General features: G+C 68.9%; 20 protein-coding genes and 1 riboswitch. Of the genes, 10 read left to right on the top strand and 10 right to left on the bottom strand.

What is annotated here, in order from left to right:
* Positions 1–204 precede the first annotated feature (204 nt).
* Positions 205–855 carry a hypothetical protein gene (locus ACFW16_RS14105; protein ID WP_380305915.1) on the bottom strand — a complete coding sequence of 217 codons (651 nt, stop codon included), beginning with the start codon at positions 853–855 and terminating at the stop codon, positions 205–207.
* A gap of 101 nt (positions 856–956) precedes the next feature.
* The gene (gene rtcR / locus ACFW16_RS14100) at positions 957–2,558 is read right to left on the bottom strand and encodes an RNA repair transcriptional activator RtcR (RefSeq protein ID WP_380305913.1); all 1,602 of its coding nucleotides are present in this window, start codon (positions 2,556–2,558) and stop codon (positions 957–959) included.
* Here rtcR and ACFW16_RS14095 point away from each other — a divergent pair.
* From ACFW16_RS14095 to rtcA, 4 genes are all read left to right on the top strand, one after another.
* Positions 2,536–2,751 carry a hypothetical protein gene (locus ACFW16_RS14095; protein ID WP_380305911.1) on the top strand — a complete coding sequence of 72 codons (216 nt, stop codon included), beginning with the start codon at positions 2,536–2,538 and terminating at the stop codon, positions 2,749–2,751. The genes rtcR and ACFW16_RS14095 overlap by 23 nt on opposite strands.
* 5 nt (positions 2,752–2,756) lie before the next feature.
* Positions 2,757–4,316: an RNA-binding protein gene (locus tag ACFW16_RS14090; protein WP_380305909.1), complete on the top strand. Its 1,560-nt coding sequence runs from the start codon at positions 2,757–2,759 to the stop codon at positions 4,314–4,316.
* Positions 4,317–5,346: 1,030 nt separating this feature from the next.
* Entirely contained in the window at positions 5,347–6,576 is a 1,230-nt protein-coding gene (locus ACFW16_RS14085) for an RtcB family protein (RefSeq protein WP_380305907.1), read from the top strand.
* An 86-nt stretch (positions 6,577–6,662) separates the two neighbouring features.
* Positions 6,663–7,703: an RNA 3'-terminal phosphate cyclase gene (gene rtcA, locus ACFW16_RS14080; protein WP_380305905.1), complete on the top strand. Its 1,041-nt coding sequence runs from the start codon at positions 6,663–6,665 to the stop codon at positions 7,701–7,703.
* A 173-nt stretch (positions 7,704–7,876) separates the two neighbouring features.
* Here the strand turns inward: rtcA and ACFW16_RS14075 are convergent, their stop codons facing one another.
* Together ACFW16_RS14075 and ACFW16_RS14070 are read right to left on the bottom strand one after the other, a co-directional pair.
* Positions 7,877–8,797, bottom strand: a complete 921-nt coding sequence (locus ACFW16_RS14075; RefSeq protein ID WP_380305903.1) for a hypothetical protein — start codon at positions 8,795–8,797, stop codon at positions 7,877–7,879.
* Complete coding sequence (locus ACFW16_RS14070) at positions 8,797–9,627, bottom strand: HipA family kinase (protein WP_380305901.1); 831 nt, start codon at positions 9,625–9,627, stop codon at positions 8,797–8,799. The genes ACFW16_RS14075 and ACFW16_RS14070 overlap by 1 nt, the downstream gene beginning before the upstream one ends.
* 195 nt (positions 9,628–9,822) lie before the next feature.
* Positions 9,823–9,918: riboswitch (TPP riboswitch) on the top strand.
* A 59-nt stretch (positions 9,919–9,977) separates the two neighbouring features.
* Here ACFW16_RS14070 and thiE point away from each other — a divergent pair.
* Together thiE and thiD are read left to right on the top strand one after the other, a co-directional pair.
* Positions 9,978–10,646, top strand: coding sequence for a thiamine phosphate synthase (gene thiE / locus ACFW16_RS14065; protein ID WP_380305899.1), 669 nt, complete (start codon positions 9,978–9,980; stop codon positions 10,644–10,646).
* Positions 10,646–11,446: a bifunctional hydroxymethylpyrimidine kinase/phosphomethylpyrimidine kinase gene (gene thiD, locus ACFW16_RS14060; RefSeq protein WP_380305897.1), complete on the top strand. Its 801-nt coding sequence runs from the start codon at positions 10,646–10,648 to the stop codon at positions 11,444–11,446. Before thiE ends, thiD begins: the two co-directional genes overlap by 1 nt.
* A gap of 98 nt (positions 11,447–11,544) precedes the next feature.
* Here the strand turns inward: thiD and mmsB are convergent, their stop codons facing one another.
* The 3 genes from mmsB to chvE form a co-directional block, all read right to left on the bottom strand.
* A complete protein-coding gene (mmsB, locus tag ACFW16_RS14055; protein ID WP_380305894.1) occupies positions 11,545–12,768 on the bottom strand; it encodes a multiple monosaccharide ABC transporter permease in 1,224 nt (407 codons plus the stop codon).
* A gap of 12 nt (positions 12,769–12,780) precedes the next feature.
* Positions 12,781–14,310 (bottom strand): multiple monosaccharide ABC transporter ATP-binding protein, encoded by a 1,530-nt coding sequence (gene mmsA / locus ACFW16_RS14050; RefSeq protein WP_380306082.1) that lies wholly within the window; start codon positions 14,308–14,310, stop codon positions 12,781–12,783.
* Between the two features lie 137 nt (positions 14,311–14,447).
* Entirely contained in the window at positions 14,448–15,509 is a 1,062-nt protein-coding gene (gene chvE, locus ACFW16_RS14045; RefSeq protein WP_380305892.1) for a multiple monosaccharide ABC transporter substrate-binding protein, read from the bottom strand.
* Positions 15,510–15,940: 431 nt separating this feature from the next.
* Here chvE and murJ point away from each other — a divergent pair, with 431 nt between their 5' ends.
* The 4 genes from murJ to ACFW16_RS14025 all read left to right on the top strand — a co-directional run bounded on the left by murJ (position 15,941) and on the right by ACFW16_RS14025 (position 19,020).
* On the top strand, positions 15,941–17,476 hold the full coding sequence (murJ, locus tag ACFW16_RS14040; protein WP_380305890.1) for a murein biosynthesis integral membrane protein MurJ: 1,536 nt from the start codon (positions 15,941–15,943) through the stop codon (positions 17,474–17,476).
* A 63-nt stretch (positions 17,477–17,539) separates the two neighbouring features.
* Positions 17,540–18,544 carry a tryptophan--tRNA ligase gene (trpS, locus tag ACFW16_RS14035; protein WP_380305888.1) on the top strand — a complete coding sequence of 335 codons (1,005 nt, stop codon included), beginning with the start codon at positions 17,540–17,542 and terminating at the stop codon, positions 18,542–18,544.
* Positions 18,541–18,801: a TfoX/Sxy family protein gene (locus ACFW16_RS14030; RefSeq protein ID WP_380305886.1), complete on the top strand. Its 261-nt coding sequence runs from the start codon at positions 18,541–18,543 to the stop codon at positions 18,799–18,801. Before trpS ends, ACFW16_RS14030 begins: the two co-directional genes overlap by 4 nt.
* A 9-nt stretch (positions 18,802–18,810) precedes the next feature.
* Positions 18,811–19,020 carry an antitoxin gene (locus ACFW16_RS14025; protein WP_380305884.1) on the top strand — a complete coding sequence of 70 codons (210 nt, stop codon included), beginning with the start codon at positions 18,811–18,813 and terminating at the stop codon, positions 19,018–19,020.
* Positions 19,021–19,431: 411 nt separating this feature from the next.
* Here the strand turns inward: ACFW16_RS14025 and cysC are convergent, their stop codons facing one another.
* Genes cysC through ACFW16_RS14010 form a run of 3 tightly spaced genes read right to left on the bottom strand, consistent with a single transcriptional unit; the run spans position 19,432 to position 22,871 of the window.
* Positions 19,432–21,327, bottom strand: coding sequence for an adenylyl-sulfate kinase (gene cysC / locus ACFW16_RS14020; RefSeq protein ID WP_380306080.1), 1,896 nt, complete (start codon positions 21,325–21,327; stop codon positions 19,432–19,434).
* A 2-nt stretch (positions 21,328–21,329) separates the two neighbouring features.
* A complete protein-coding gene (gene cysD / locus ACFW16_RS14015) occupies positions 21,330–22,124 on the bottom strand; it encodes a sulfate adenylyltransferase subunit CysD (protein WP_380305882.1) in 795 nt (264 codons plus the stop codon).
* Positions 22,125–22,127: 3 nt separating this feature from the next.
* Positions 22,128–22,871 (bottom strand): phosphoadenylyl-sulfate reductase, encoded by a 744-nt coding sequence (locus ACFW16_RS14010; RefSeq protein WP_380305880.1) that lies wholly within the window; start codon positions 22,869–22,871, stop codon positions 22,128–22,130.
* Positions 22,872–22,967: the final 96 nt, after the last annotated feature.

The following is a 22,967-nucleotide window of genomic DNA, read 5'->3' as shown; positions in this document are numbered from 1 at the left end:
GGGTGAGGGCGGATCGCGGCCTCGGGGTCCTGCTCTCACCCGGAGGCGCAAGCGCCTCCGACCTCTCCGGTAAGTGGGAAAGGCAACATGATCCGGATTTCGTAGGTTGGGTTCGCGGCAAGCGAACCCAACAGAGATGCGGCACGATGTTGGGTTCGCCATGCGAACCCAACCTACGCGGCCGCGCTGGACAACAGGGGGCGCCTAACTGCTGTCCGGCTTCCACGGCTTCGTCGCGGGCCGGCCGGTGTCGGCCTCCTCCGGCGGACGAGGCCGGTCGGGCTCGGGCCAAGTCGCCGCGGCTTCGACAGGGTCGGAGGGCACGTGATCGGGGGGCAGACGATCCGGGGCCTCGACGGCGCCGTTCCAGTCCCGCGGCAGCAGGGCTGCGTCCAGGTCTCGCCGATCCTCCGCCTCCTCACCCGGTTCGAGCTCGATGTCGAGGCACTCGCTCTCGGTCAGGGATTCGCGCGGTTCCGGCCGGGGCTCGCCGTCCTCGGGATCGGCCGCCGGCGCGGCCTCGGCCGGGGCGGCTTCGGCGGCCTCGACCGCCGCCTCCGCCGGCGTGGGTTCCGGCGCCGCCTTCCCGGCCTTGCGATCCTGGTAGTTCTCGCGGACCCGCTGGCTCATCGCGATCGACAGCCGCACCGAACGGGCCAGGCGCACCTGCGCCAGCGCGAAATCCGGCCTGGTCGGCCCGATCGGCGTCGCCAGCTGCTCCGTCGCCGTCATCCGCGCCGTGCGGAGATGGATCTCGACCAGCTCGGCCAGCGAGCCCAGCGCCCATCGCGTCCAGGCCAGGTCCCTATCGACCGGCCCGTCCTCCAATCCGCGATCCTCAGGCGCCATGTCCATGGAACATATCATGAACGAAGCCGATCGATAATGCCACTGCAATCGTGCCCCCGGTGGAGTCAGGCCGGAAGGCCTCGTGAGCGGGAGAGACAGGATCTGCCCTAAAGCCCGCCCGTCACCGCCTGCCAGTCCAGGCCGAAGCGGGCGAGGTATTTGCGCAGGCGGTCGGCGTCGTTGGCGCTGGTCTTCTGTGCCCGCGACGCGGCGAACAGGGTGCGGCCGGCGGCGCTGAGCGAGCTGCTGGTCCGGCACACGCCCACCACCGCGGCCAGCTGGGCGCGGTCGAACAGGTCGATCCGCGCCAGCCGCTCCGGCCCCATGAGCCCGGCCAGCAGCGCCTCGCCCCCGTCCTCGCCGCCGCGCGACCAGGTGCGCTTCAGCCGCTCGATCTCCTCCTCCACCACCGCCTCGTTGATCCGGCCGGAGGGGGCGAAGGTGGCCATGCGTGTGATCGAGGCGCCGAGGTCGCGGAAATTCGCGCTCCACACCGCCTCGGGCGCGGTGGCGAAGGCCAGGTAGCGGTCCCGCGCCTCGCGGTTGAAGGTGATCTGCACCCCTTCCCGCTCGGCATGGCGGCGCAGCTCGAACTCCAGGTTCGGGGCGATGTCCTCGCGCCGGTCGCGCAGCCCCGGCAAAGTGAAGGTCCACAGGTTCAGCCGGGCCAGCAGGTCCTCGCGGAACCGGCCGCGGGCGACGTCGACCGACAGGTCGCGATTGGTGCCGGCGATCAGCTGGAAGTCGCTCGCCACTTCCCTGTCCGCGCCGACCGGCGGGAACCGCTTCTCCTCCACCGCGCGCAGGATCATCGCCTGCTCGTCGGGGCCCAGCTCGCCGATCTCGTCGAGGAACAGGATGCCGCCATCGGCCGAGCGCAGCAGCCCGGCGCGGTCCTGCAGCGCCCCGGTGAAGGCGCCCTTGACATGGCCGAACAGGGCCGACATGGCGCCGTCGCCGCGCAGCGTGGCGCAGTTGACCTCGACGAACGGCCCCTCGACCTGGTGCCGCGCGCGCTTCAGGTCGTAGATCCGCCGCGCCAGCTGCGACTTGCCCGCGCCGGTCGGGCCGATCAGCAGCAGCGGCGCCTTCGACCGGACCGCCACCTGCTCGATCTGGTCGATCATCCGGTTGAAGGCGGCGTTGCGGGTGGCGATGCCGGATTTCAGGAACGACGCCGCCTCCTCCCGCTCCGCCTCGAAACGGGTGGCGATGCGGTCGTAGCGCGACAGGTCGAGGTCGATGACGTCGTAGCCGCCGGGATGCCCCGCCTCCCACCGCTTCGGCGGGGTCAGCTGCAAGAGGCGCGCCGGCAGGTAATGCGCTTCGGTCAGCAGGAACCAGCAGATCTGGATGACATGCGTGCCGGTGGTGATGTTGACCAGGTACTCCTCGTCCTCGGTGTCGAAATCATAGGCGCGGGCGAAGTCCAGCATCGCCGCGAAGACCTCCTGGAAGTCCCAGGCGTTGCGCAGGTTCATCAGGTTGAAGCGGACGACGGTGTCCGGCGACACCGCCTGGATGTCGCCGGCGACGCGCTTGGCCAGCGCGGCCGAGTGGGTGTCGTGGATCAGCTCCAGCCGGTCGACCAGCATGTCCTCGTGCTGGCACAGCGCCACGGTCGGCCGCCACCGCTCCCACCGGCTGTCCAGCTTGCCGGCATCCATGGTGGTGCCGATGAAGCCGATGACCACCCGCCGCTTCGGCATAGTCTTATCCTGTAAGATAATAGCCGATCCTGTAAGATCGGACTTCCTCATCATCTCCGATGACCGGCAGGCTGTAAATCGCGGCCTGAAAATTTTTTATTCCTTCATTATCAGTGATTTACAAGAAATCAGCCGATCGGCCTTCCAGAGTTGGCACGCGCTTCGCTTATTGAGTGGCGCAACCGAAGGATGACGATCATGGCAAACAAGTCCGTGTTTGCTTCGCTGATGGGAAGGCTGCTTCCGCGCAGCGACGCACAGAACCACGAGGGGGCCCAGGCCTACGCCCTGACGCCGCGCCACGCGCTGGCGCAGCTGGCGGCGACCGGGACGCTCCACCGGACGTTCTACGCCGATGCGCGGGAGCAGCTGGACCAGGTGCTCGCCCTCGCCCGCGAGGTCGAGCCCGGATTCATCGCCCGCACCGCGGTCCATGCCCGCGAGCGGGGGCACATGAAGGACATGCCGGCCCTGCTGGTCGCCCTTCTGTCCACCCTCGAGACGCCCGACGTCACGCCGGCCTTCCGGCGCGTGGTCGACAACGGCCGCATGCTGCGCAGCTTCGTGCAGATCATGCGGTCGGGCGCCGTGGGGCGGAAGTCGCTCGGCACCCGGCCGAAGCGGCTGGTGCAGGAGTGGCTGGAGCAGGCCTCGGACATCGAGATCATGCGGGCGGCGGTGGGGCAGGATCCCTCGCTGGCCGATGTGATCAGGATGGTCCACCCGAAGCCGGCGAACCCGTCGCGCCAGGCGCTGTATGGCTGGCTGATCGGCCGGCCGTATGACGCCGCGGCGCTGCCGGAGGTGGTGCGGGGCTTCGAGGCCTTCAAGCGCGACCCGTCGGCGCCGGTGCCGGACGTGCCCTTCCAGATGCTGACGGCGCTGCCGCTGACGCGGGAGCACTGGGCGGCGATCGGGGAGAAGGCCGGCTGGCACATGCTGCGGATGAACCTGAACACCTTCGCCCGCCACGGCGTGTTCGAGGTGGACGGGTTCGCCGAGCGGGTGGCGGCGCGGCTGCGCGACCCGGAGGCGATCCGGCGGGCCCGGGTGTTCCCGTACCAGCTGATGGCGGCGTATGCCATGGCGGGGGCGGGTGTGCCGGCGGTGGTGCGCGAGGCGCTGCAGGACGCGATGGAGGTCGCGGTCGGCAACGTCCCGGCGCTGCCGGGCCGGGTGGTGGTCTGCCCCGACGTGTCGGGGTCGATGGCTTCCCCGGTCACCGGCTACCGGGCCGGCGGGACGACTTCGGTGCGCTGCATCGACGTCGCCGCGCTGGTGGCCGCGGCGGTGCTGCGGGCCAACCGGTCGGCCCGGGTCATGCCGTTCGAGCAGGCTGTGGTCGAGATCGACCTCAACCCGCGCGACTCGGTGATGACCAATGCGCGGAAGCTGGCCGCCATCGGCGGCGGCGGCACCAACTGCTCGGCCCCGGTCGAGCGGCTGGTGGCGGAGCGCGCCGCGGTCGACCTCGTCGTGTTCGTCTCGGACAACCAGTCCTGGGTCGATGCGGCGAAGCACCCGCACCAGGGCACCGGGCTGATGCAGGCCTGGGCCAGGCTGAAGGAGAGGAACCCGGAGGCCAGGCTGGTCTGCATCGACATCCAGCCCTACGCCACGACGCAGGCGCAGGAGCGGACGGACATCCTCAACGTCGGGGGCTTCTCCGACGCGGTGTTCGACGCGATCGCCGCCTTCGCCGAGGCCGGGACGGGCGCGGACCGCTGGGTCGAGGAGATCGAGCGGATCGTGCTGTGACGGATCGGGACCGGGCGTCCGGGAGACCGGGCGCCCGGTCCCGGCCGGGAGGAATGCGGCCGGGACTCCATCGGGACCCCGCAGGCGGGCCGGGCAACCGGCTGCGCACGGGGCGCCGCTTCGGCGGCGTTGTCCCGGCACCCCTCGTCCTTCCGGTTGGGATCCATGGCGAATGCCGTGCGGGAGTACATCCTCCCAAGATGGGCGCGGCGTGCCGGAAACACGCCTCCGACCCCGCGTCGGAAGCTCGCCTCCTGCACATCCTCGTCGCCATGGCCTCGTTCCGAACACCGGCCGGTCGGTGGGGAACGGCCGGAAGCCGGGGGGAATGCCGTCGGGACTACATTGAAAACCTGCCGTCAAACGCAGGCGCCGCTTCGGCGGCGGTCGTCCCGGCATCCCTCGTCCCCCCGGCCGACCGAGTTTTCGTGACGAATGCCGGCGGAACTCCATGCAGGCGGGTTCGACTCCCGCCGGGTCCGGTTTCCATCACCGGCCCCGTCGCTCAGCGGCCGAGCAATGGTTTCGCCACCTCTCGTCGTCACACCCTCGCGCGGCGAATGCCTGCGGGAGTCCATTGGTCAGAGCACCTGCCGCAAGGCGGGAGGTGGCGGTTCGAATCCGCCCCGGGCCGCGAGGTCCGGTAGCTCAGGAAACGCTCTCGCGAACCCTTGTCGCCGCACCCGTACAACCGTTTGAAAGGACCACAGATCGCAGCGAATGCCAGGCGGGATTACCTGGGAGCGGCGCAAGCCGTGAGGTTCGAAGCCTCGCCCGCATCGCGGTTCGCCGCGGCGCGGGAGATCCCGCCACCCCTTGTCGCTGCACCCGAACGCATGGCGAATGCCGATGGAACTCCATGGACTTTCACTCCCCTGGTCGCGGGTTCGACTCCCGCCGGGGTATCGCCCTCACGGGAATACCCCGTAGCTCAGCGGTAGAGCAGGCGCCTGCCCGGGCCTCGGCCCGGTCGGGCAAAGTTTCATCTCCCTCGTCGCCATGCGTCCTTCTGGACACAGGATCGAACATCATGGACCGGACCTACGACCTCCTCACCGAAAGCTTCGCCCCGGCGCGCGACGCGTCCGTGCGCGCCAAGCCGGTCAAGATGTGGACCCGCGGCGTGCCGGTCGACGACGGCTCGCGCCAGCAGCTGCTGAACACCGCGACGCTGCCCTTCATCCACAAGCACGTCGCGGCGATGCCGGACGTGCATTACGGCAAGGGCGCGACCATCGGGTCGGTGATCCCGACGCGCGGAGCGATCATCCCGGCGGCGGTCGGCGTCGACATCGGCTGCGGCATGTGCGCGGTGCGCACGACGCTGACCAGCCATCAGCTGCCGGACAGCCTGTCCGGGCTGCGCTCCGCGCTCGAGGCGGTGATCCCGGTCGGGATGGCCGATCACGGGCAGGACGTGCCGCGCGCGGCGGAGAACGCCTGGTACTCAGGCTTCAAGCGCCGCTACGACGAGCTGCAGCAGAAGTACCCGGCGATCTCCACCCGGCATTCGCCGGCGCGGCAGATCGGCACGCTGGGCGGCGGCAACCACTTCATCGAGGTCTGCCTGGACCAGGACGACCGCCTGTGGGTGATGCTGCATTCCGGCTCGCGCGGGGTCGGCAACCGCATCGGCAGCTTCTTCATCGCCGAGGCGCGCCGGGAGATGGAGCGGCTGTTCGTCCATCTGCCGGACCGGGACCTGGCCTATCTGGCCGAGGGCTCGGAGCTGTTCGACGACTACATGGCGGCGGTCGGCTGGGCGCAGGACTACGCCCGCGCCAACCGGGACGTGATGCTGAAGCAGGCGCTGGCGGCGATGGCCGCCGCCTTCACCGATTTCGGCGTCACCGACGAGGCGATCAACTGCCACCACAACTACGTGGAGCGGGAGCATCACTTCGGCGAGAACGTCTGGGTCACCCGCAAGGGCGCCGTGCGCGCCCGCGAGGGCGACCTGGGCATCATCCCGGGGTCGATGGGGGCGCGGTCCTTCATCGTCCGCGGCAAGGGCAACCCCGACAGCTTCTGCTCGTGCTCCCACGGGGCCGGGCGGGTGATGTCGCGGACCGAGGCCAAGCGGCGCTTCACGGTCGCCGACCATGCAGCCGCCACCGCGGGGATCGAGTGCCGGAAGGACGAGGGCGTCATCGACGAGACGCCTAAGGCCTACAAGGACATCGACGCCGTGATGGCCGCCCAGTCGGATCTGGTCGAGGTCGTGCACACGCTGCGCCAGATCGTCTGTGTGAAGGGGTAGAGACGCCACGGACAGCGCGGTCCGGGCAGCCGGACCGCGCTGCCCCCTGTCGCTCGTGGTCTCAACAAGAAACGAAAGAACCGACCATGATCACGATCGACGGATCCCAGGGCGAGGGCGGGGGGCAGATCCTGCGCTCGGCCCTGACCCTGTCCCTGGCCACCGGAACCCCGTTCCGGATCGAGAAGATCCGGGCGGGGCGCGCCAAGCCGGGCCTGCTGCGCCAGCACCTCACGGCGGTGAAGGCGGCGGCCGAGATCGGCCGGGCCGCGGTGACGGGGGCCGAGCTGGGCTCGACCGCGCTCGGCTTCGCGCCGGGCACGGTCGCGGCCGGTGAGTATGCCTTCGCCATCGGCTCGGCCGGGTCGACGCTCCTGGTGCTGCAGACCGTGCTGCTGCCGCTGGCGCTGGCGGATGCCCCGTCGCGGCTGCGGCTGCAGGGCGGCACCCATGCCATGGGCGCCCCGAGCTTCGACTTCGTCGAGCGCGCCTTCCTGCCGCTGCTGCACCGCATGGGCATCCACGCCCGGGCGGCGCTGCGCCGGCACGGCTTCTATCCGGCGGGCGGCGGCGTGGTCGAGGTCGAGGTCATGCCGCGCGGCAAGCCGGCGCCGCTGGTACTGGAGCGGCGCGGCGCCCTGCTGTCGCAACAGGTAGAGGCGGTGGTCACCCATCTGCCGCTGCACATCGCGGCGCGGGAGACGGCGGCCTTCGCCAAGACCCTGCGCTGGCGGGACGACACGGTCGTTCCCGGCCGCGCCGTCGCCGCGGACGGACCGGGCAACTGCCTGACCGTGACGGTGGCGCATGAGCACGCGATCGAGATCTTCACCGGCCATGGCCAGCCCGGCCTGCCGGCGGAGGATGTCGCCGCCGGAACGGCCCGGGCGGTGCGGCAGTATCTCGCCAGCCGCGCCCCGGTGGGCCCGCATCTGGCGGACCAGCTGCTGCTGCCGATGGCGCTGGGCGCCGGCGGCCGGTTCGTCACCATGGCGCCGACGCCGCACACCCGCACCAACATCGCGGTGATCGAGGCCTTCCTCGGCACCCGGATCGCGGTGACCCGCCACACCGGCCGCAGCGTGCTGGTCGCGGTGGACGGCCGAGACAGCAAGGAGACGGCATGAACGCCGCACTTGAAGCTTGAAGCCAGCAGCAGACATGCCGCGATGATGAACCAACCGAACGCGGAGCTTGGGCTACCTTGTGTCTAATCCGGATCGACACGTCAGAATAGACGCCCGGCCATCATGCCGGGCCTTTTTCCTCCGCCGGTCAGTCCGGCCGAAAACAAGCGAAACTACTGAAGCGGGATGCGTCCTTCCGCCTGCAGCAAGCGCTGTCCAATTTCGGGCACAGCGTGCATCGCCTGCAGGACGAATCCCTCCCTTTCTGACTGCTCGCCCAATTCGTGCAAAGCCTCGTCCAGGCGTTCAATCTGCTTTTCAGTCAGCAAAGGACTGTCGCGCGGTGGCGTAAAGATGATCATCTCATGTTCGCGCGGCTCAAACGGCAGGCCCTTTTTGTCCTCATCGCGACGGACCTTGAGATCGAACATCTTACGCTTGATTAGGTCAACCGCTTGGGCCTGCGTGCTGGCTTGAAGCGTCGCGAAGTTCGCCACAAGTTTTGGCCCTGCGAAGTCGATGCTGATGCGAGCCACCCCTTGTCCGCGGCGGCGGCGATGAGCCCGAATGTGCTCACTGAAATAGTCACTGAGACGTGGAGCGATCTGCTTCACATGCTCAAGGACGAGGATCGGGAGCCGGTCCGATGCGCCAGCGCCTCCATCCTCTGTATGTGCCTCCACGGTCGTAAGAGGGGGCTCATACCGATAGAGCGATGACAATGCCCCCATCCATGTTTTCGCGAGTTGCTCCAAAGACCTCGCCTCGCCCTCAGCGACAGTTCCAACGCTGACACCAGAGAAAACGAGAAGCCCTTCCGCTAGCGCTGCAGAGCCTTGGGTGGCGAGCGCGGTTCGGAGTTCGTCCAATGCAACTTCAGCTGCGAAAAGGGCGGTCTCCGCCGCAACTCCGTATAGGCATTCAAGCCGATTGAGCGCGTTTGCGGCTTCGATGTGAAACCCCTGTAGTCCCACCGCGGCCACAGCAATGATGAAGCGCTCCGGCGAACCGAGAATGGGCGACAGATAAATGGGCGCCCAACGCCCACGCACCGTCCCCTCCGGCCGAGGGAAGTTCGAGGTGGAGAGAGCCATCAGACCAGCCTCTCGAGTTCCAGCGTCGATGCTGCCAATCGGGGCACATGTGCGCGTCGGCTGCTCAAAAACGACATGACGGCCTCAAGGTCGCCCGAGGTTAGCAGGTGGGCAACGTGGTTCACGACGGCCAGCGCTTGAAAATCTAGCCCCTTAGTATCTAGCTCCACGAGGGCTGCATCGTCTGCAACCGCAATCCGCTGATCGTAATCCAGAACAGGCGTTAACCATTCGGTAAGCCTGCTGCGCACGGGCCGGTCGGGAGCTTCGAGATCGCCAGGCTGCCAGTCAGGTCCAGTGAAGCACTGCCCGTGGTCGATAAGCCACACCTCCTTATCCCCCGAAAAGAGAATATTTCCTGCATGACGATCGATATTGGCGACAAGTGCATCGAAGCCATACAGACGGCCAAGCGCTTGCCACTGCGCGAGACGCTCTAGCACAGCCCGCCCTCCTCCGCTGAAATACAAAGCCGCCACATGGGGTTGGCGGACATCGACGCTCGCATAAACTAACTTTGCATCGCCGAGCGTCGGCCCCTTACGGGCAGTGAATCGATCGGGGTGGGCCAGCGCAATGTAGGGCGGAGGAATGGGAAGGCCTAGGCGGATCCCGAGCGCAGCGGCAAGAACCTCGTTCGCCAACTCCTTTGGTTCGAGATCTTTGATGACTGCGGTTTGTTCGCCCTGCTCGGTGAAAATCACGCCGCGGTATGTGTCGCTGACGTTGCCCACGTTGAACGGCATCGCGCCGGCAAGCACCTCTCCCAGCCGGATAATCGGGCCCGCGTTCAGGGATGAAGCAGGCGCGGTGGGGATATCTGACGGCATCAGCAATTCTCGTTATTACAATATGGCCATAAAAGCATCGTTTCCGTCGAAACGGGAGCCACGTTCGCATCGCGAACTATGCGGGCTACCAACTCGATCAAACCCTCATCATCTGTCTGCGTGGGCGATGTTATCAAGCGAGCACCATGGCCGGTGCGCTTGACACCGGCCGTCCCGGCTTGCGAGCCTGGACCCGGAAGTGACACGGGGTGCCCGGGAACGGGCTGAGATCATACCCGTCGAACCTGATCTGGGTCATGCCAGCGAAGGGAGCCGTCACGCGATGCCCGCCATGGGCCCCGGATCCTCAGGATCGATCGCCGACCGCCCTTCGCCGGAGGAGGAGCGGAATGGCTGCGGCTGCTGAAGCATCGGAACCGGGGCGGCGCTTCGACCTGTCGGTCTATCTCGTCACCGACACGCGGCTGAGCGGGCCGCGCGGCGTCGCCGCCGTGGCCGCGGCGGCGGCGCGCGGCGGCATCACCATCGTGCAGCTGCGCGACCCCGACGCCACCACCCGGGCGCTGATCGCAGCGGCCGGAGCGCTGCAGGCGGTGCTGGCGCCGCATGGCATCCCGTTGGTGATCAACGACCGGGTCGACGTCGCCCTGGCGGTCGGCGCCGACGGCGTCCATCTCGGCGACCGCGACATGCCGGCGGCGACGGCGCGGCGCCTGCTGGGCCCCGGCCGCATCGTCGGCGTCACCGTGCATGACGCGGCCGAGGCGCGGGCGGTCGACCCGGCCGTCGCCGACTACGCCGGCATCGGCCCGGTCTTCGCCACCTCCACCAAGGCCGAGGCCCGGCCGGCGATCGGGGTCGACGGGTTCCGGGTACTGCGCCGGCTGGTGCCGCTGCCCGCGGTCGGCATCGGCGGCATCGATGCGGCCCAGACCGCCGATGTGATCGCGGCCGGGGCGGACGGCGTCGCCGTGGTCTCGGCGATCTGCGCCGCGCCCGATCCGGAAGCGGCGGCCCGGGCGATCGCCGCGGCGGTGGCGGAAGGACGGAGGGCTTGATGATCCCCAATGTCCTGACCATCGCCGGCACCGATCCCTCGGGCGGCGCCGGCATCCAGGCGGACCTGAAGACCTTCTCGGCCCTCGGCGCCTATGGCTGCGCGGTGATCACCGCCCTGGTCGCCCAGAACACCCGCGGGGTGCAGGCGGTGGAGCTGGTGCCGGCGGCCTTCGTCGCCAGGCAGATCGACTGCCTGCTGGCCGATGTCCGGATCGACGCGGTGAAGATCGGCATGCTGGCGACCGGCGAGATCGTGCGCGTGGTGGCCGAGGCGCTGCGCCGGCACGGGCTGACCCGGGTGGTGGTCGACCCGGTGATGGTGGCGAAGAGCGGCGACCGGCTGCTGGACCCCGACGCGGTGGCGGCGCTGCGCGAGGAGCTGCTGCCGCTGGCCACCGTGGTCACGCCGAACCTGCCGGAGGCCGCCGATCTTCTGGGCCGCGCGCCGGCCGGGAGCCGGGACGAGATGCCGGGGATCGCCGCGGCGCTGCTGGCGCTGGGGCCCCGGGCGGTGCTGCTGAAGGGCGGCCATCTGGCGGAGGCGGAGAGCCCGGACCTGCTGCTCTCGGCGGCCGGGTCCCTGACCCTGGCGGCGCCGCGGATCGCCACCCGCAACACCCACGGCACCGGCTGCACCCTGTCCTCGGCCATCGCGGCCCTGCTGCCGCAGCGGCCCGACCTGGAGACGGCGGTGCGCGAGGCGAAGGATTACCTGACCGGGGCGCTGGCCGCGGCCGACCGCCTGTCCGTCGGCGGCGGCCACGGGCCCCTGCACCATTTCCACCGCTGGTGGGGGTAGCGTCCTTGTAGGTTGGGTTCGCGACAGCGAACCCAACACCCATAGAGCGGCGCGATGTTGGGTTCGCGAACGCGAACCCAACCTACGGCGTGCCAGCCTCAGCCGACCTTGTTCTTGTTGTAGACGTCGAAGGCGACGGCGGCGAGCAGGACCAGGCCCTTGATCACCATCTGCAGGTCGATGCCGAGGCCGAGGATCGACATGCCGTTGTTCATCACGCCCATGATGAAGGCGCCGATCACCACGCCGGTGATCTTGCCGACGCCGCCCGAGGCCGAGGCGCCGCCGATGAAGCAGGCGGCGATGGCGTCGAGCTCGTACTGGTTGCCGGCCTGCGGCGTCGCCGAGGTCAGGCGCGCCGTGGTGATCAGCCCGGCCAGCGCCGCCAGCACCCCCATGTTGACGAAGGTCAGGAACACCAGCTTCTCGGTGTTGATGCCGGACAGCTTGGCCGCCTTCTCGTTGCCGCCGACCGCGTAGATGCGGCGGCCGAGCGTGGTGCGGGTGGTGACGAAGGCGTAGAGCACCACCAGCACGCCCATCAGGATCAGGATGTTGGGCAGGCCGTTATAGGTCGCCAGCAGGTAGCCGAGCCCGGCCAGCGCCACCAGCGTCGCCGCGTTCTTGATGATGAAGAACAGCAGCGGCTCCTGCTCCACCCCGTGCTGGATCTCGTTGCGCCGCTTCTTGACGTTGAACCAGACCAGGATCAGCGGCACGGCGAGGCTGATCAGGAGCGTGGTGATCCAGACCTTGCCGGTGCCCGAGAACAGCTCCGGCATCGAGCCGAACAGCTCGGCGATGAAGCCCGAGGACATCTTCTGGAAGTCCTGCGGCACCGGCCCCGCCCGCTCGCCGTTCAGCACCATGATGCAGAGGCCGCGGAAGGCCAGCATGCCGGCCAGGGTGACGATGAAGGACGGGATCTTGCGGTAGGCGATGAAATAGCCCTGGACCGAGCCGATCGCGGCGCCCAGCGCCAGGCAGGCGATGGCCGAGAGCCAGGGATCGAGCCCCTGCCACACCATCAGGGCGCCGCCGACCGCGCCGACGAAGCCCGCGACCGACCCGACCGACAGGTCGATATGGCCGCTGACGATGACCAGCAGCATGCCGAAGGCCAGCACGATGACATAGGCGTTCTGCTGGATCAGGTTGCTGAGGTTCAGCGGCGTGAACAGCCGGCCGTCGGTCGCGACCTGGAAGATGATCATGATCGCGACGAGCGACAGCAGCATCGCGTATTCGCGGATGTTGTTCTTCAGGAACTCGCCGATCCGGGTGTTCGCGCGAGTCTGCAGGGCGGTCGTTTCGGTGGTCATGGCCGTGCTTCCTTAGACCCGTTCTCTCGAGCGCATGATCGCCCGCATGATGTTTTCCTGAGAGGCGTCCTTGGCCGGCATCTCGGCGCAGATCCGGCCTTCGTTCATGACGTAGATCCGGTCGGACATGCCGAGCAGCTCCGGCATCTCCGACGAGATCACGATGACGCCCTTCCCGGACGCCACCAGCTGGTTGATGATCGTGTAGATCTCGTATTTGGCGCCGACGTCGATGCCGCGTGTCGGCTCGTCGAGGATCAGCACCTCGGGCCCCGCGAACAGCCACTTGCTCAGCACCACCTTCTGCTGGTTGCCGCCGGACAGGTTGACCGTCTGCTGCTGCACGCCGGAGGAGCGGATGTTGAGCTTGCGCCGGTAGTCGAAGGCGACGCCGAGTTCGCGCATCTCGTCGATGATGCCGCTGCGGGCCACGCCGGGAAGATGGGCCAGCGGGATGTTGTGCTGAATCGAATCGCCCAGCACCAGCCCCAGCTGCTTGCGGTCCTCGGTGACATAGGCGAGGCCGGCGGCGATCGCCTTGGGCACGGTGGCGAGATCGACCGGCTGGCCCCGCATGGTGGCGGTGCCGGTGATCTTCTGGCCGTAGGACTTGCCGAACACGCTCATCGCGAACTCGGTCCGCCCCGCGCCCATCAGCCCGGCGATGCCCACCACCTCGCCGGCACGGACATGCAGGTCGATGCCCTTGATCACCTGCCGCTCGGAATGCAGCGGGTGGTAGACGCTCCAGCCCTTCACCGCGAACAGGGTCTCGCCCAGCTTCGGCTCGCGCTCGGGATAGCGGTCGGTCAGGTCGCGGCCGACCATGCCCTTGATGATCCGGTCCTCGTCGACCTCGCCGCCCCCCTGGCCACCCCCTCTTGCATCCAGCGTCTCGATGGTCGACCCGTCGCGCAGGATGGTGATCGAATCGGCGACCTTGGTGATCTCGTTCAGCTTGTGCGAGATCAGGATCGAGGAGATGCCCTGGCGCTTGAACTCCAGCAGCAGCTCCAGGAGCGCGTTGCTGTCGCTCTCGTTCAGGCTGGCCGTCGGCTCGTCGAGGATCAGGAGCTTGACCTCCTTCGACAGGGCCTTGGCGATCTCGATCAGCTGCTGCTTGCCGACGCCGAGATTGGTGACCAGCGTCGCCGGGTTCTCCTTCAGCCCGACCTTGGCCAGCAGCGCCCGGGCCCGGACCAGCGTCTCGTTCCAGTCGATGATGCCGCGGGACGCCACCTCGTTGCCGAGGAACAGGTTCTCGGCGATCGACAGGAGCGGCACCAGCGCCAGCTCCTGATGGATGATGATGATGCCGGCGTGTTCGCTGTCCGCGATCGAGCGGAACTGCCGCTCCTTCCCCTCGAACCGGATCTCGCCCTCGTAGGAGCCGTGGGGATAGACGCCGGACAGGACCTTCATCAGCGTCGACTTGCCGGCGCCGTTCTCGCCGACCACGGCATGGATCTCGCCGCGCGTGACCGCGAGGTTGACGTTGCTGAGCGCCTTCACGCCCGGGAACGTCTTGGTGATCCCGCGCATCTCCAGGATCGTATCAACGGTAACTGTATCCACCTCTGGCTCCGCTCGCCACGGGCGCCGGCCGGCCACGGAGACCGCGGCGGGCGCAACGTCAGGGCCCCGCGCCCGGAAGCGCGGGGCCCTGGGGGCACATCAGATTACTTCAGCTGGTCGGCTTTGTAGTAGCCGCTGTCGACCAGGGTCTTCTGGACGTCGGCCTTGGTCACCGGCACCGGCGTCAGCAGGTAGGACGGCACCACCTTGACCCCGTTGTTGTAGGTCTTGGTGTCGTTGACCTTCGGCTCGGCGCCGGACATCACGGCGTCGATCATGTCGACGGTGACCTTGGCGAGGTCGCGGGTGTCCTTGAACACGGTCGAGTACTGGTCGCCGGCGAGGATCGACTTGACCGACGGCACCTCGGCGTCCTGGCCGGAGACGAAGGGCAGCGGCCGGTCGCCCGAGCCGTAGCCGACCGCCTTCAGCGAGGCGATGATGCCCATCGACAGGCCGTCATAGGGCGACAGCACCGCGTCGACCTTCTTGTCGCCGTAATAGGCCGACAGCAGGTTGTCCATGCGGGCCTGGGCCGTGGCGGCGTCCCAGCGCAGGATGCCGACCTTGTCCATGCCCATCTGGCCGCTGGGCACCACGACCTTCTTGCTGTCGATGTAGGGCTGCAGCACCGACATCGCGCCGTTGTAGAAGAAGAAGGCGTTGTTGTCGTCCGGCGAGCCGCCGAACAGCTCGACGTTGAACGGGCCCTTGCCGTCCTTCAGGCCGAGGGCGTCGACCAGCGAGCCGGCTTGCAGCACACCCACCTGGAAGTTGTCGAAGGTGGTGTAGTAGTCGACATTCGGCGTGTCGCGGATCAGGCGGTCATAGGCGATGACCTTGATCCCGGAATCGTGCGCCTGCTGCAGCACCGAGGACAGCGTGGTGCCGTCGATCGCGGCGATCACCAGCACCTTGGCGCCCTTGGTGACCATGTTCTCGATCTGCGACAGCTGGGTCGGGATGTCGTCGCCCGCGTATTGCAGGTCGGCCTCGTAGCCCTTGGCCTGCAGCGACTTGACCATGTTGTCGCCGTCGGCGATCCAGCGCGCCGAGGTCTTGGTCGGCATCGACACGCCGACGAGGCCCTTTTCGGCCGCCTGCGCCGACAGCGCGAAGGCGGACAGCCCCAGCGCCAGTGCCGTGATGGATGTGATCAGCTTCACCGTTTTCTCCCTCTGCTACTCTCTTCTGCGTCCGGGCCGGCCGTTCCGGCATGGTCCCGGTGCAATGTTGCCGCATGATGGCCCATGATGCCGCAGCAGGCCCAGCCGTTCCAGCCGGCCTGTCCACGGTCACGGGATCGATCGGCGGGCGAGCCTCCGCGCGCGCTCCTCGCGGAGCGCCGGACAGCCTGCCACCGGTGGATCAAGCCCGATGCCTCGTCAATGTGGTGAAATCCATGTGCTCCTCCCTGTGAAAGGCGACTGCGACGCCTCGCGGTTTGTCTTGTGGTATCCGGGGGCCGGCCCTGCCGATCCAATCCTCATACAATTTGGCGTAATCTCTCGCCGAGCCGCCGCGCTGTCAAGCGCCGCCGGAATCGCCGCCTCGGCCGGCCTTCCCGCCGCCGCAAAAGACGGCTAAAGCTCGCCCCATGTCCCTGCTGCGCGGCATGGCGACGGTCGGGGGGCTGACGGCCGTCAGCCGGATCGCCGGATTCGCCCGCGATATCCTGACCGCCTCGCTGCTGGGCGCGGGGCCGATGGCCGACGCCTTCGTGATCGCGGTCAAGCTGCCCAACCTGGCCCGGCGCCTGTTCGCCGACGGCGCCTTCATGGTCACCTTCGTGCCGCAATACGCGGCCGAGCGGGGCGAGCGCGGCCGGGCCGCGGCGCTGGCCTTCGCCGGCGAGGTTCTGGCCGCGCTGCTGGCGGTGCTGATCCCGCTGACCCTGCTGGCGCTGCTGGCCATGCCCGCGATCCTGGCGGTGATCGCCCCCGGCTTCGTCGCCGACCCGGTGCGCCAGGCGCTGGCGCTGGACTATGCGCGGCTGGCCTTCCCCTATCTGCTGCTGATGTCGGTCTCGGCCCTCTTGGGCGGCGTGCTGAACGCGCAGGAGAGGCTGGCCCCCTTCGCCGCGGCGCCGATCCTGTTCAACCTGGTGCTGATCGCGGCGCTGCTGTTCGGCACCCGGCTGGCCGGGTCGCCCGGCCGGGCCCTGGCGATCGGCGTCACCCTGTCCGGCATCGTCCAGCTGGCCTGGCTGGCGCTGGCCTGCCGCCGCCACGGCGTGCCGGTGCGGCTGATGCCGCCCAGGATCGGGCCGCGGCTGCGCCGCCTGGTGGTGCTGATGGGGCCGGGCGCGATCGGCACCGGCATCACCCAGATCCAGATGGTGCTGAACACGCTGATCGCCAGCTTCCTGCCGGCCGGCGCGGTCAGCGCCCTCTACTACGCCGACCGGCTGACCCAGCTGCCGCTCGGCATCGTCGGCATCGCGCTGGGCACCGCCCTGCTGCCGACCCTGACCCGACTCCTGGTCGAGGATCGGCCGGAGGATGTCGCGGCGACCCAGAGCCGGGCGATCGAAGTCGGGCTGCTGCTGGGCCTGCCCGCCGCCGCCGGGCTGATCCTGCTGGCGGGACCGATCGTGCATGGGCTGTTCGAGCGCGGCGCCTTCGGGCCGGAGCAGACGGTGGCCGTGGCCGGGGCGCTGGCCGCCTACGCCGCCGGCATCCCGGCCTACATCCTGATCCGGGTGTTCTCGACCCTGTGCTTCGCCCGGCTGGACACGGCGACGCCGATGCGCACCGCGCTGGTCGCCACCATCCTGGCCGTGGCCGGCGCCGTGCTGCTGATGCGGCCGCTGGGCCATGTCGGCATCGCGCTGGCGACCGCCGTCTCGGCCTGGGTCAATGCTGGCCTCCTGGCCCGGTCGCTGCGCCGCCGCGGCGCCCTGCCGGTCGATGCCGGGCTGCGCCGGCGCGGCGGCCGGATCGCGCTGGCGGCGCTGGGCATGGCCGCCGGGCTGCTGCTGGCCCGCCAGGGCATGGCGGCGACCGGCGGCGCGGCACTGGCCGCGCTGATCGCCGGCGGCGCCGCGCTCTACGCCGCCCTGTGCCTGGCCCTGGGCGCGGTCGACCGCGGCGGGCTGGCGCGGTTCCGGCGGCGCAAGCATCTGCCGGGTTGACCCGGCTGTACCGGCCCGGCCATAACCCTTGCCTCCCCCACCCCCTGTGCGGCACCGGCGGACATGAAGCGCATCTTCTCGGGCATCCAGCCCACCCACAACATGCACCTCGGCAACTATCTCGGCGCGGTGCGGAACTGGGTGGCGCTGCAGGACGGGGCGGAGTTCGAGACCATCTACTGCGTCGTCGACCTGCATGCGCTGACCCAGCCGCAGGATCCGGCCGAGCTGCGCGCCCATATCCGCGAACTGGCGGCGACGCTGCTGGCCGTCGGCATCGACCCGGCGCGCAGCATCCTGTTCGCGCAGAGCCAGGTGCCCCAGCACAGCGAGCTGGCCTGGCTGTTCTCCTGCGTCACCCCGCTGGGCTGGCTGCGCCGCATGACCCAGTTCAAGGACAAGGCCGGCAAGCAGCAGGACACGGCGATGCACGGCCTCCTGGCCTATCCCGTGCTGATGGCGGCGGACATCCTCCTGTACAAGGGCACGCATGTGCCGGTCGGCGAGGACCAGAAGCAGCATCTGGAGCTGACCCGCGACATCGCCCAGTCCTTCAATCAGCGCTACGGCGTCGAGTTCTTCCCGCTGCCGGAGCCGCAGATCCTGGGCTCCGCCACCCGGGTGATGAGCCTGCGCGACGGGTCGAAGAAGATGAGCAAGTCGGACGAGTCCGACTACAGCCGCATCAACATGACCGACGACGCCGACACCATCGCGCTGAAGTTCCGCCGGGCCAAGACCGACCCCGAGCCGCTGCCGGCCGAGGCCGCCGGCCTGGCCGGCCGGCCGGAGGCCGAGAACCTGGTCGCCATCTACGGCGCCCTGGCCGGCAAGGATGTCGACGCGGTGCTGGCCGAGTTCGGCGGCGCGCCGTTCTCGACCTTCAAGGGTGCGCTGACCGACGTGGCGGTGGCGGTGCTGGCGCCGATCGGCGGCGAGATGCGCCGGCTGATGGCCGATCCCGGCCATGTCGACGCGGTGCTGCGCCGCGGCGGCGAGAAGGCCGCGGCCATCGCGGCGCCGGTGCTGGCCGAGACCCAGGACATCATGGGGCTGCTGCGGCCGTGAGGGAACGCCCGATCTCGACCCTGCCCAATCTCGGGCCCAAGACCGCGGAATGGCTGGCCGCCGTCGGCATCACCACCGAGACGGAGCTGCGCGCCATCGGCCCGATCGAGGCCTGGCAGCGCCTGAAGGCGGCGCAGCCGGAGCTGATCACGGTCAACGCGCTCTATGCCCTGCACGGCGCCCTGACCAACCAGCACTGGGCCTCGCTGCCGCAGGAGCTGCGCGCCCTGCTGCGCAAGGACGCCGGGGTGGAGTGAGGCCGGCCGGTGGTCACCGGCCTGGAAAGCCCCTATATTGAGGGCATGAGCCATGCCCTGTCCCCGATCGAATCCGAGTTCGCCACGGTCGAAGAGGCGGAGGCCTATGACCGCTGGTTCCGCGCCAAGGTGGAAGCGGCCCTGGCCAGCACGCAGCCCTCGGTCCCCCATGACGAGGCGATGGCACGCCTGCGCGCGCTGATCGACGAGAAGCGGTAGGCCGGCTGTCGTAGGTTGGGTTCGCCGTGGCGAACCCAACATCCCTGTTGGGTTGAGCGTTGCTCAACCCAACCTATGTGCTCTGTCCTCTTTACCTGTCATTGCCGGGCTTGACCCACGGCTGTCCGGTTAAGCTTTTCGGGTTGCAGATCTAGGCGAAGAACTAAACTTTTATTGTCATTGCCGGGCTTGACCCGGCAATCCAGGGGCCACCGAGAGCTGCTTTGAAAGCCCTGGATCCTCGGGTCAAGCCCGAGGATGACAATAAAATAGAATAACAACCTAAGATAAACACGCTTCGGTTGCGATTTTTCCTCAACCGGACAGCCGTGGGTCAAGCCCGGCAATCCAGGAGATGTCGACAGCCTCTGGATGCCCGGGTCGAGCCCGGGCATGACAGAAGAAAGCAGGCTAAATCGACGGGTCCGCGTCCTCCCCGGCCCGCTTGGCGGCACCGGCGAAGCTGGTGATGGCGAAGGATTCCAGGAGGTCGATCGCAGCATCCACCGGCATCGCGCCGGTGTCGATCGTCAGGTCCGGCGTCTCCGGCGCCTCATAGGGGGCGGACACGCCGGTGAAGCCCTGGATCTCGCCGCGGCGCGCCTTGGCGTAGAGGCCCTTGGGGTCGCGCTGCTCGCAGATCGCCAGGTCGGCCTTCACGAAGATCTCGCGGAAGCCGTCGCCGATCACGTCGCCGGCCAGGGCGCGGTGCCAGCGCTCCGGCGAGATCAGCGCCACGATCGCGATCAGCCCGGCCTCAGCGAACAGCCGCGCCACCTCGGCCGCGCGGCGGACGTTCTCGGCCCGGTCCTCGGTCGAGAAGCCGAGGTCTCGGCCGAGGCCGGTGCGCAGCGAATCGCCGTCCAGCACGGTCGACTGCCAGCCGCGGGCGAACAGGCGGGATTCCAGCGCCGTCGCCAGGGTCGACTTGCCGGAGCCGGACAGGCCGGTCAGCCAGACCACGCCGCCGGCATGGCCGTTGGCGATGCGCCGGGCGGCGGCGTCGACCCGCCGCTCGGTCGGGAACAGGAGGCGGCTGTCGGCGGTGGCGTCGAGGATGGTGACGCCGCCCACAACGTCGTAGCCGTCGACCAGCACGCCGCGGCCGGTGCCGGGCAGATCAGCGTGGCGGTCGAAGGCCATGGCGGTGCGGCCGACCACCTCGATCTCCGCCGTCTCGTTGCGCCGCACCAGCTCCGCCGTCCGGGTCTCCAGCGTGTGCACCTCGACCACATGGGCGATGCGCTCCACCGTCACCGTGTGCTCGGCGGATGCCAGGCGCAGGGTCAGCCGGGCGCCGGGGCGCAGCGGCTCGCGCGCCAGCCAGAACAGGCGCAGCTTCAGCCGGGTCGCGGTCTCGGGCGCCTCTTCGACCAGGGTGGCGATCTGGCCGCGCTCGACGAAGACCGGCGGGTCGAGCGTCAGCCCGACCGCCTGGCCGGCGCGGGCGCTGGTGATCTCCGCCGCCGGCCAGCTCTCGATCGTGGCGATGCGCGCGACCTTGCCCGAGGGGGCGAAGCGCAGGGTCTGGCCGACCGCGAGCGCGCCGCTCTCGATCCGGCCGGACACGATGCGGCGCTCGTCGAATTTGTAGACGTCCTGCACCGGCAGGCGCAGCGGCTGGTCGGTCGGCGACGGCGCCGCTTCCAGCCCGTCCAGCGCCTCGACCAGCGACGGCCCGTCATGCCAGGGCATCAGGGCCGAGCGGGTGGCGATGTTCTCGCCATGCCGGGCGGCCAGCGGCACCACCACCGCGGGCGTGATGCCGACGCTGCCGAGATAGGCCGAGATCTCGTCGACCACCGCCTGGAAGCGGGCCTGGTCGTACTCGACCAGGTCCATCTTGTTGATCGCCACCACCACCTGGGTGATGCCGAGCAGGCCGAGGATCAGGGCGTGGCGGCGCGACTGCTCCAGCGTGCCTTCGCGCGCATCGACCAGCAGCAGCGCCGCATCGGCCCCGGCGGCGCCGGAGACCATGTTCTTGAGGAACTCGGCATGGCCCGGCGCGTCGATCAGCACGTAGCGCCGGCGCGGCGTGCGGAACTGCACCTCGGCCGTGTCGATGGTGATGCCCTGGTCGCGCTCCGACTGCAGCGCGTCGATCAGGAACGACCATTCGAACGGCATGCCGCGTTTCTTGCTCATCGCCTCGACCGCCGTGACGCGCTCGGGGCCGAGCGCGCCGGTGTCGTGCAGCAGGCGGCCGATCAGGGTCGACTTGCCGTGGTCGACATGGCCGGCGATGACGACGCGCAGGGTGCGGGCGGCGGCCAGTGCCGGGTGCAGGGCGACGATTCCGTCCATGGTCACATGTACCCCGCACTGCGGAGGCGTTCGAAGCCGTCCTCGGTCTCGTTGTCGATGATCCGGCCGGAGCGTTCGGAGACCTTGGTGGTCTCGAGCTCGGCGATGATCGCCTCGATCGTGTCGGCGTCGCTGGCCACCGGCAGGGTGATGTTCTTCTCGCCGAGCGAGCGGTAGCGCAGGCCGTCCTTGGCCAGGTACAGCGGCACGATCGGGATGCCCTCGCGCTGGGTGTAGCGCCAGACGTCGATCTCGGTCCATTTCAGGATCGGGTGGATCCGGACATGGGTGCCGGGCTCGAACCGGGTCTTGTACTGGCCCCAGAATTCCGCCGGCTGGTCGGCCACATCCCACGCGCCCTCGAAGCTGCGCGGGCTGAACACCCGCTCCTTCGCCCGCGTGCCCTGCTCGTCCCGGCGGATGCCGACGATGATGCCCTCGAAGCCCTCGCGCTGGATCACCGCCTTCAGCCCTTCGGTCTTGCGCGCCGCCGCCCGGCCGCCGGGCGCCAGGGTCTGGTCCATCAGCTCCTCCGGCGGGCAGTCCTCGACGATCAGCGGCAGGTTCCATTCGCGCACCAGCCGATCGCGGAACTCATAGACCTCCGGCAGCTCCATATGGGTCTCGAGCTGGACCAGCGGGAACGGCACATGGCCGAAGAACGCCTTGCGCAGCAGCCACAGGATCAGGGTCGAGTCCTTGCCGATGGACCAGAGCATCGCCAGCCGATCGATACGGGCGAAGGCCTCGCGGAGAATGGTGATGCTCTCCGCTTCGAGTTCGTCGAGATGATTCATGATCTACAGGTGCGTGACCGGGGAGGAGACGGGATCGGCGGGGCGGTGGATACCGCATTCGGTCTTGTCTTGGCCAGACCAGCGGCCGGAGCGCGGGTCGGCGCCCTGCGCCACCCGCTCGGTACAGGGCATGCAGCCGATCGACAGGAAGCCGTCGGCCTCCAGCGGATGATGCGCCAGGCCCCGGGCCTCGAATTCCGCGGCGACCCGGTCGGACGACCAGCCGGCCAGCGGGTTGATCTTGAAGCGGCCCTCGTCCGGCGCCCATTCGACCGCCGGCAGGTCGGCGCGGGTGAGCGCCTGGAAGCGCTTGCGGCCGGTGATCCAGCCGCCGAAGCCGGCGAGCGCGCGTTCCAGCGGCTCGACCTTGCGCAGCGCGCAGCAGGCATCGGGGTCGCGCCGGAACAGCAGCAGGTCGGGGTCTCGTCTGGCGATTTCGTCGGGGTCGGGCCTGACCGAGCGTACATCCTCGAGTCCGAGCTGCGCGACCAGCCGGTCGCGGTAGCGCAGAGTCTCGCCGAAATGCCGCAGCGTGTCGAGGAAGATGACCGGCACGGCCGGCGCGACCTCGGCCGCCAGGGCCAGCAGCACCGCTGATTCCGTGCCGAAGGACGACACCAGGGCGACCGGCCCGAGCCTGGGGTCCGCCAATACCTTTTCGATCAGCGCACGCCCGTCCAGCCCGTCGAATTCGGCGGCGATCAGCTCCTGATCGAGCTGCGAGCGTGCAGCGGCAGAGACGGACATCGGGTGCTCATTCTCGGCAAACTCTCCAATTTCACTGTAAAATGGAGCGCATTTGCTGGTTGACTGTGTGTGAATCTGGAGACTAATGTCAACCAT

Source organism: Inquilinus sp. NPDC058860 (assembly GCF_042743185.1).
GTDB lineage: Bacteria > Pseudomonadota > Alphaproteobacteria > DSM-16000 > Inquilinaceae > Inquilinus.
The sequence above is the reverse complement of the archived record's forward strand: the minus strand, read 5'-3'. Positions and strand labels throughout refer to the sequence as shown.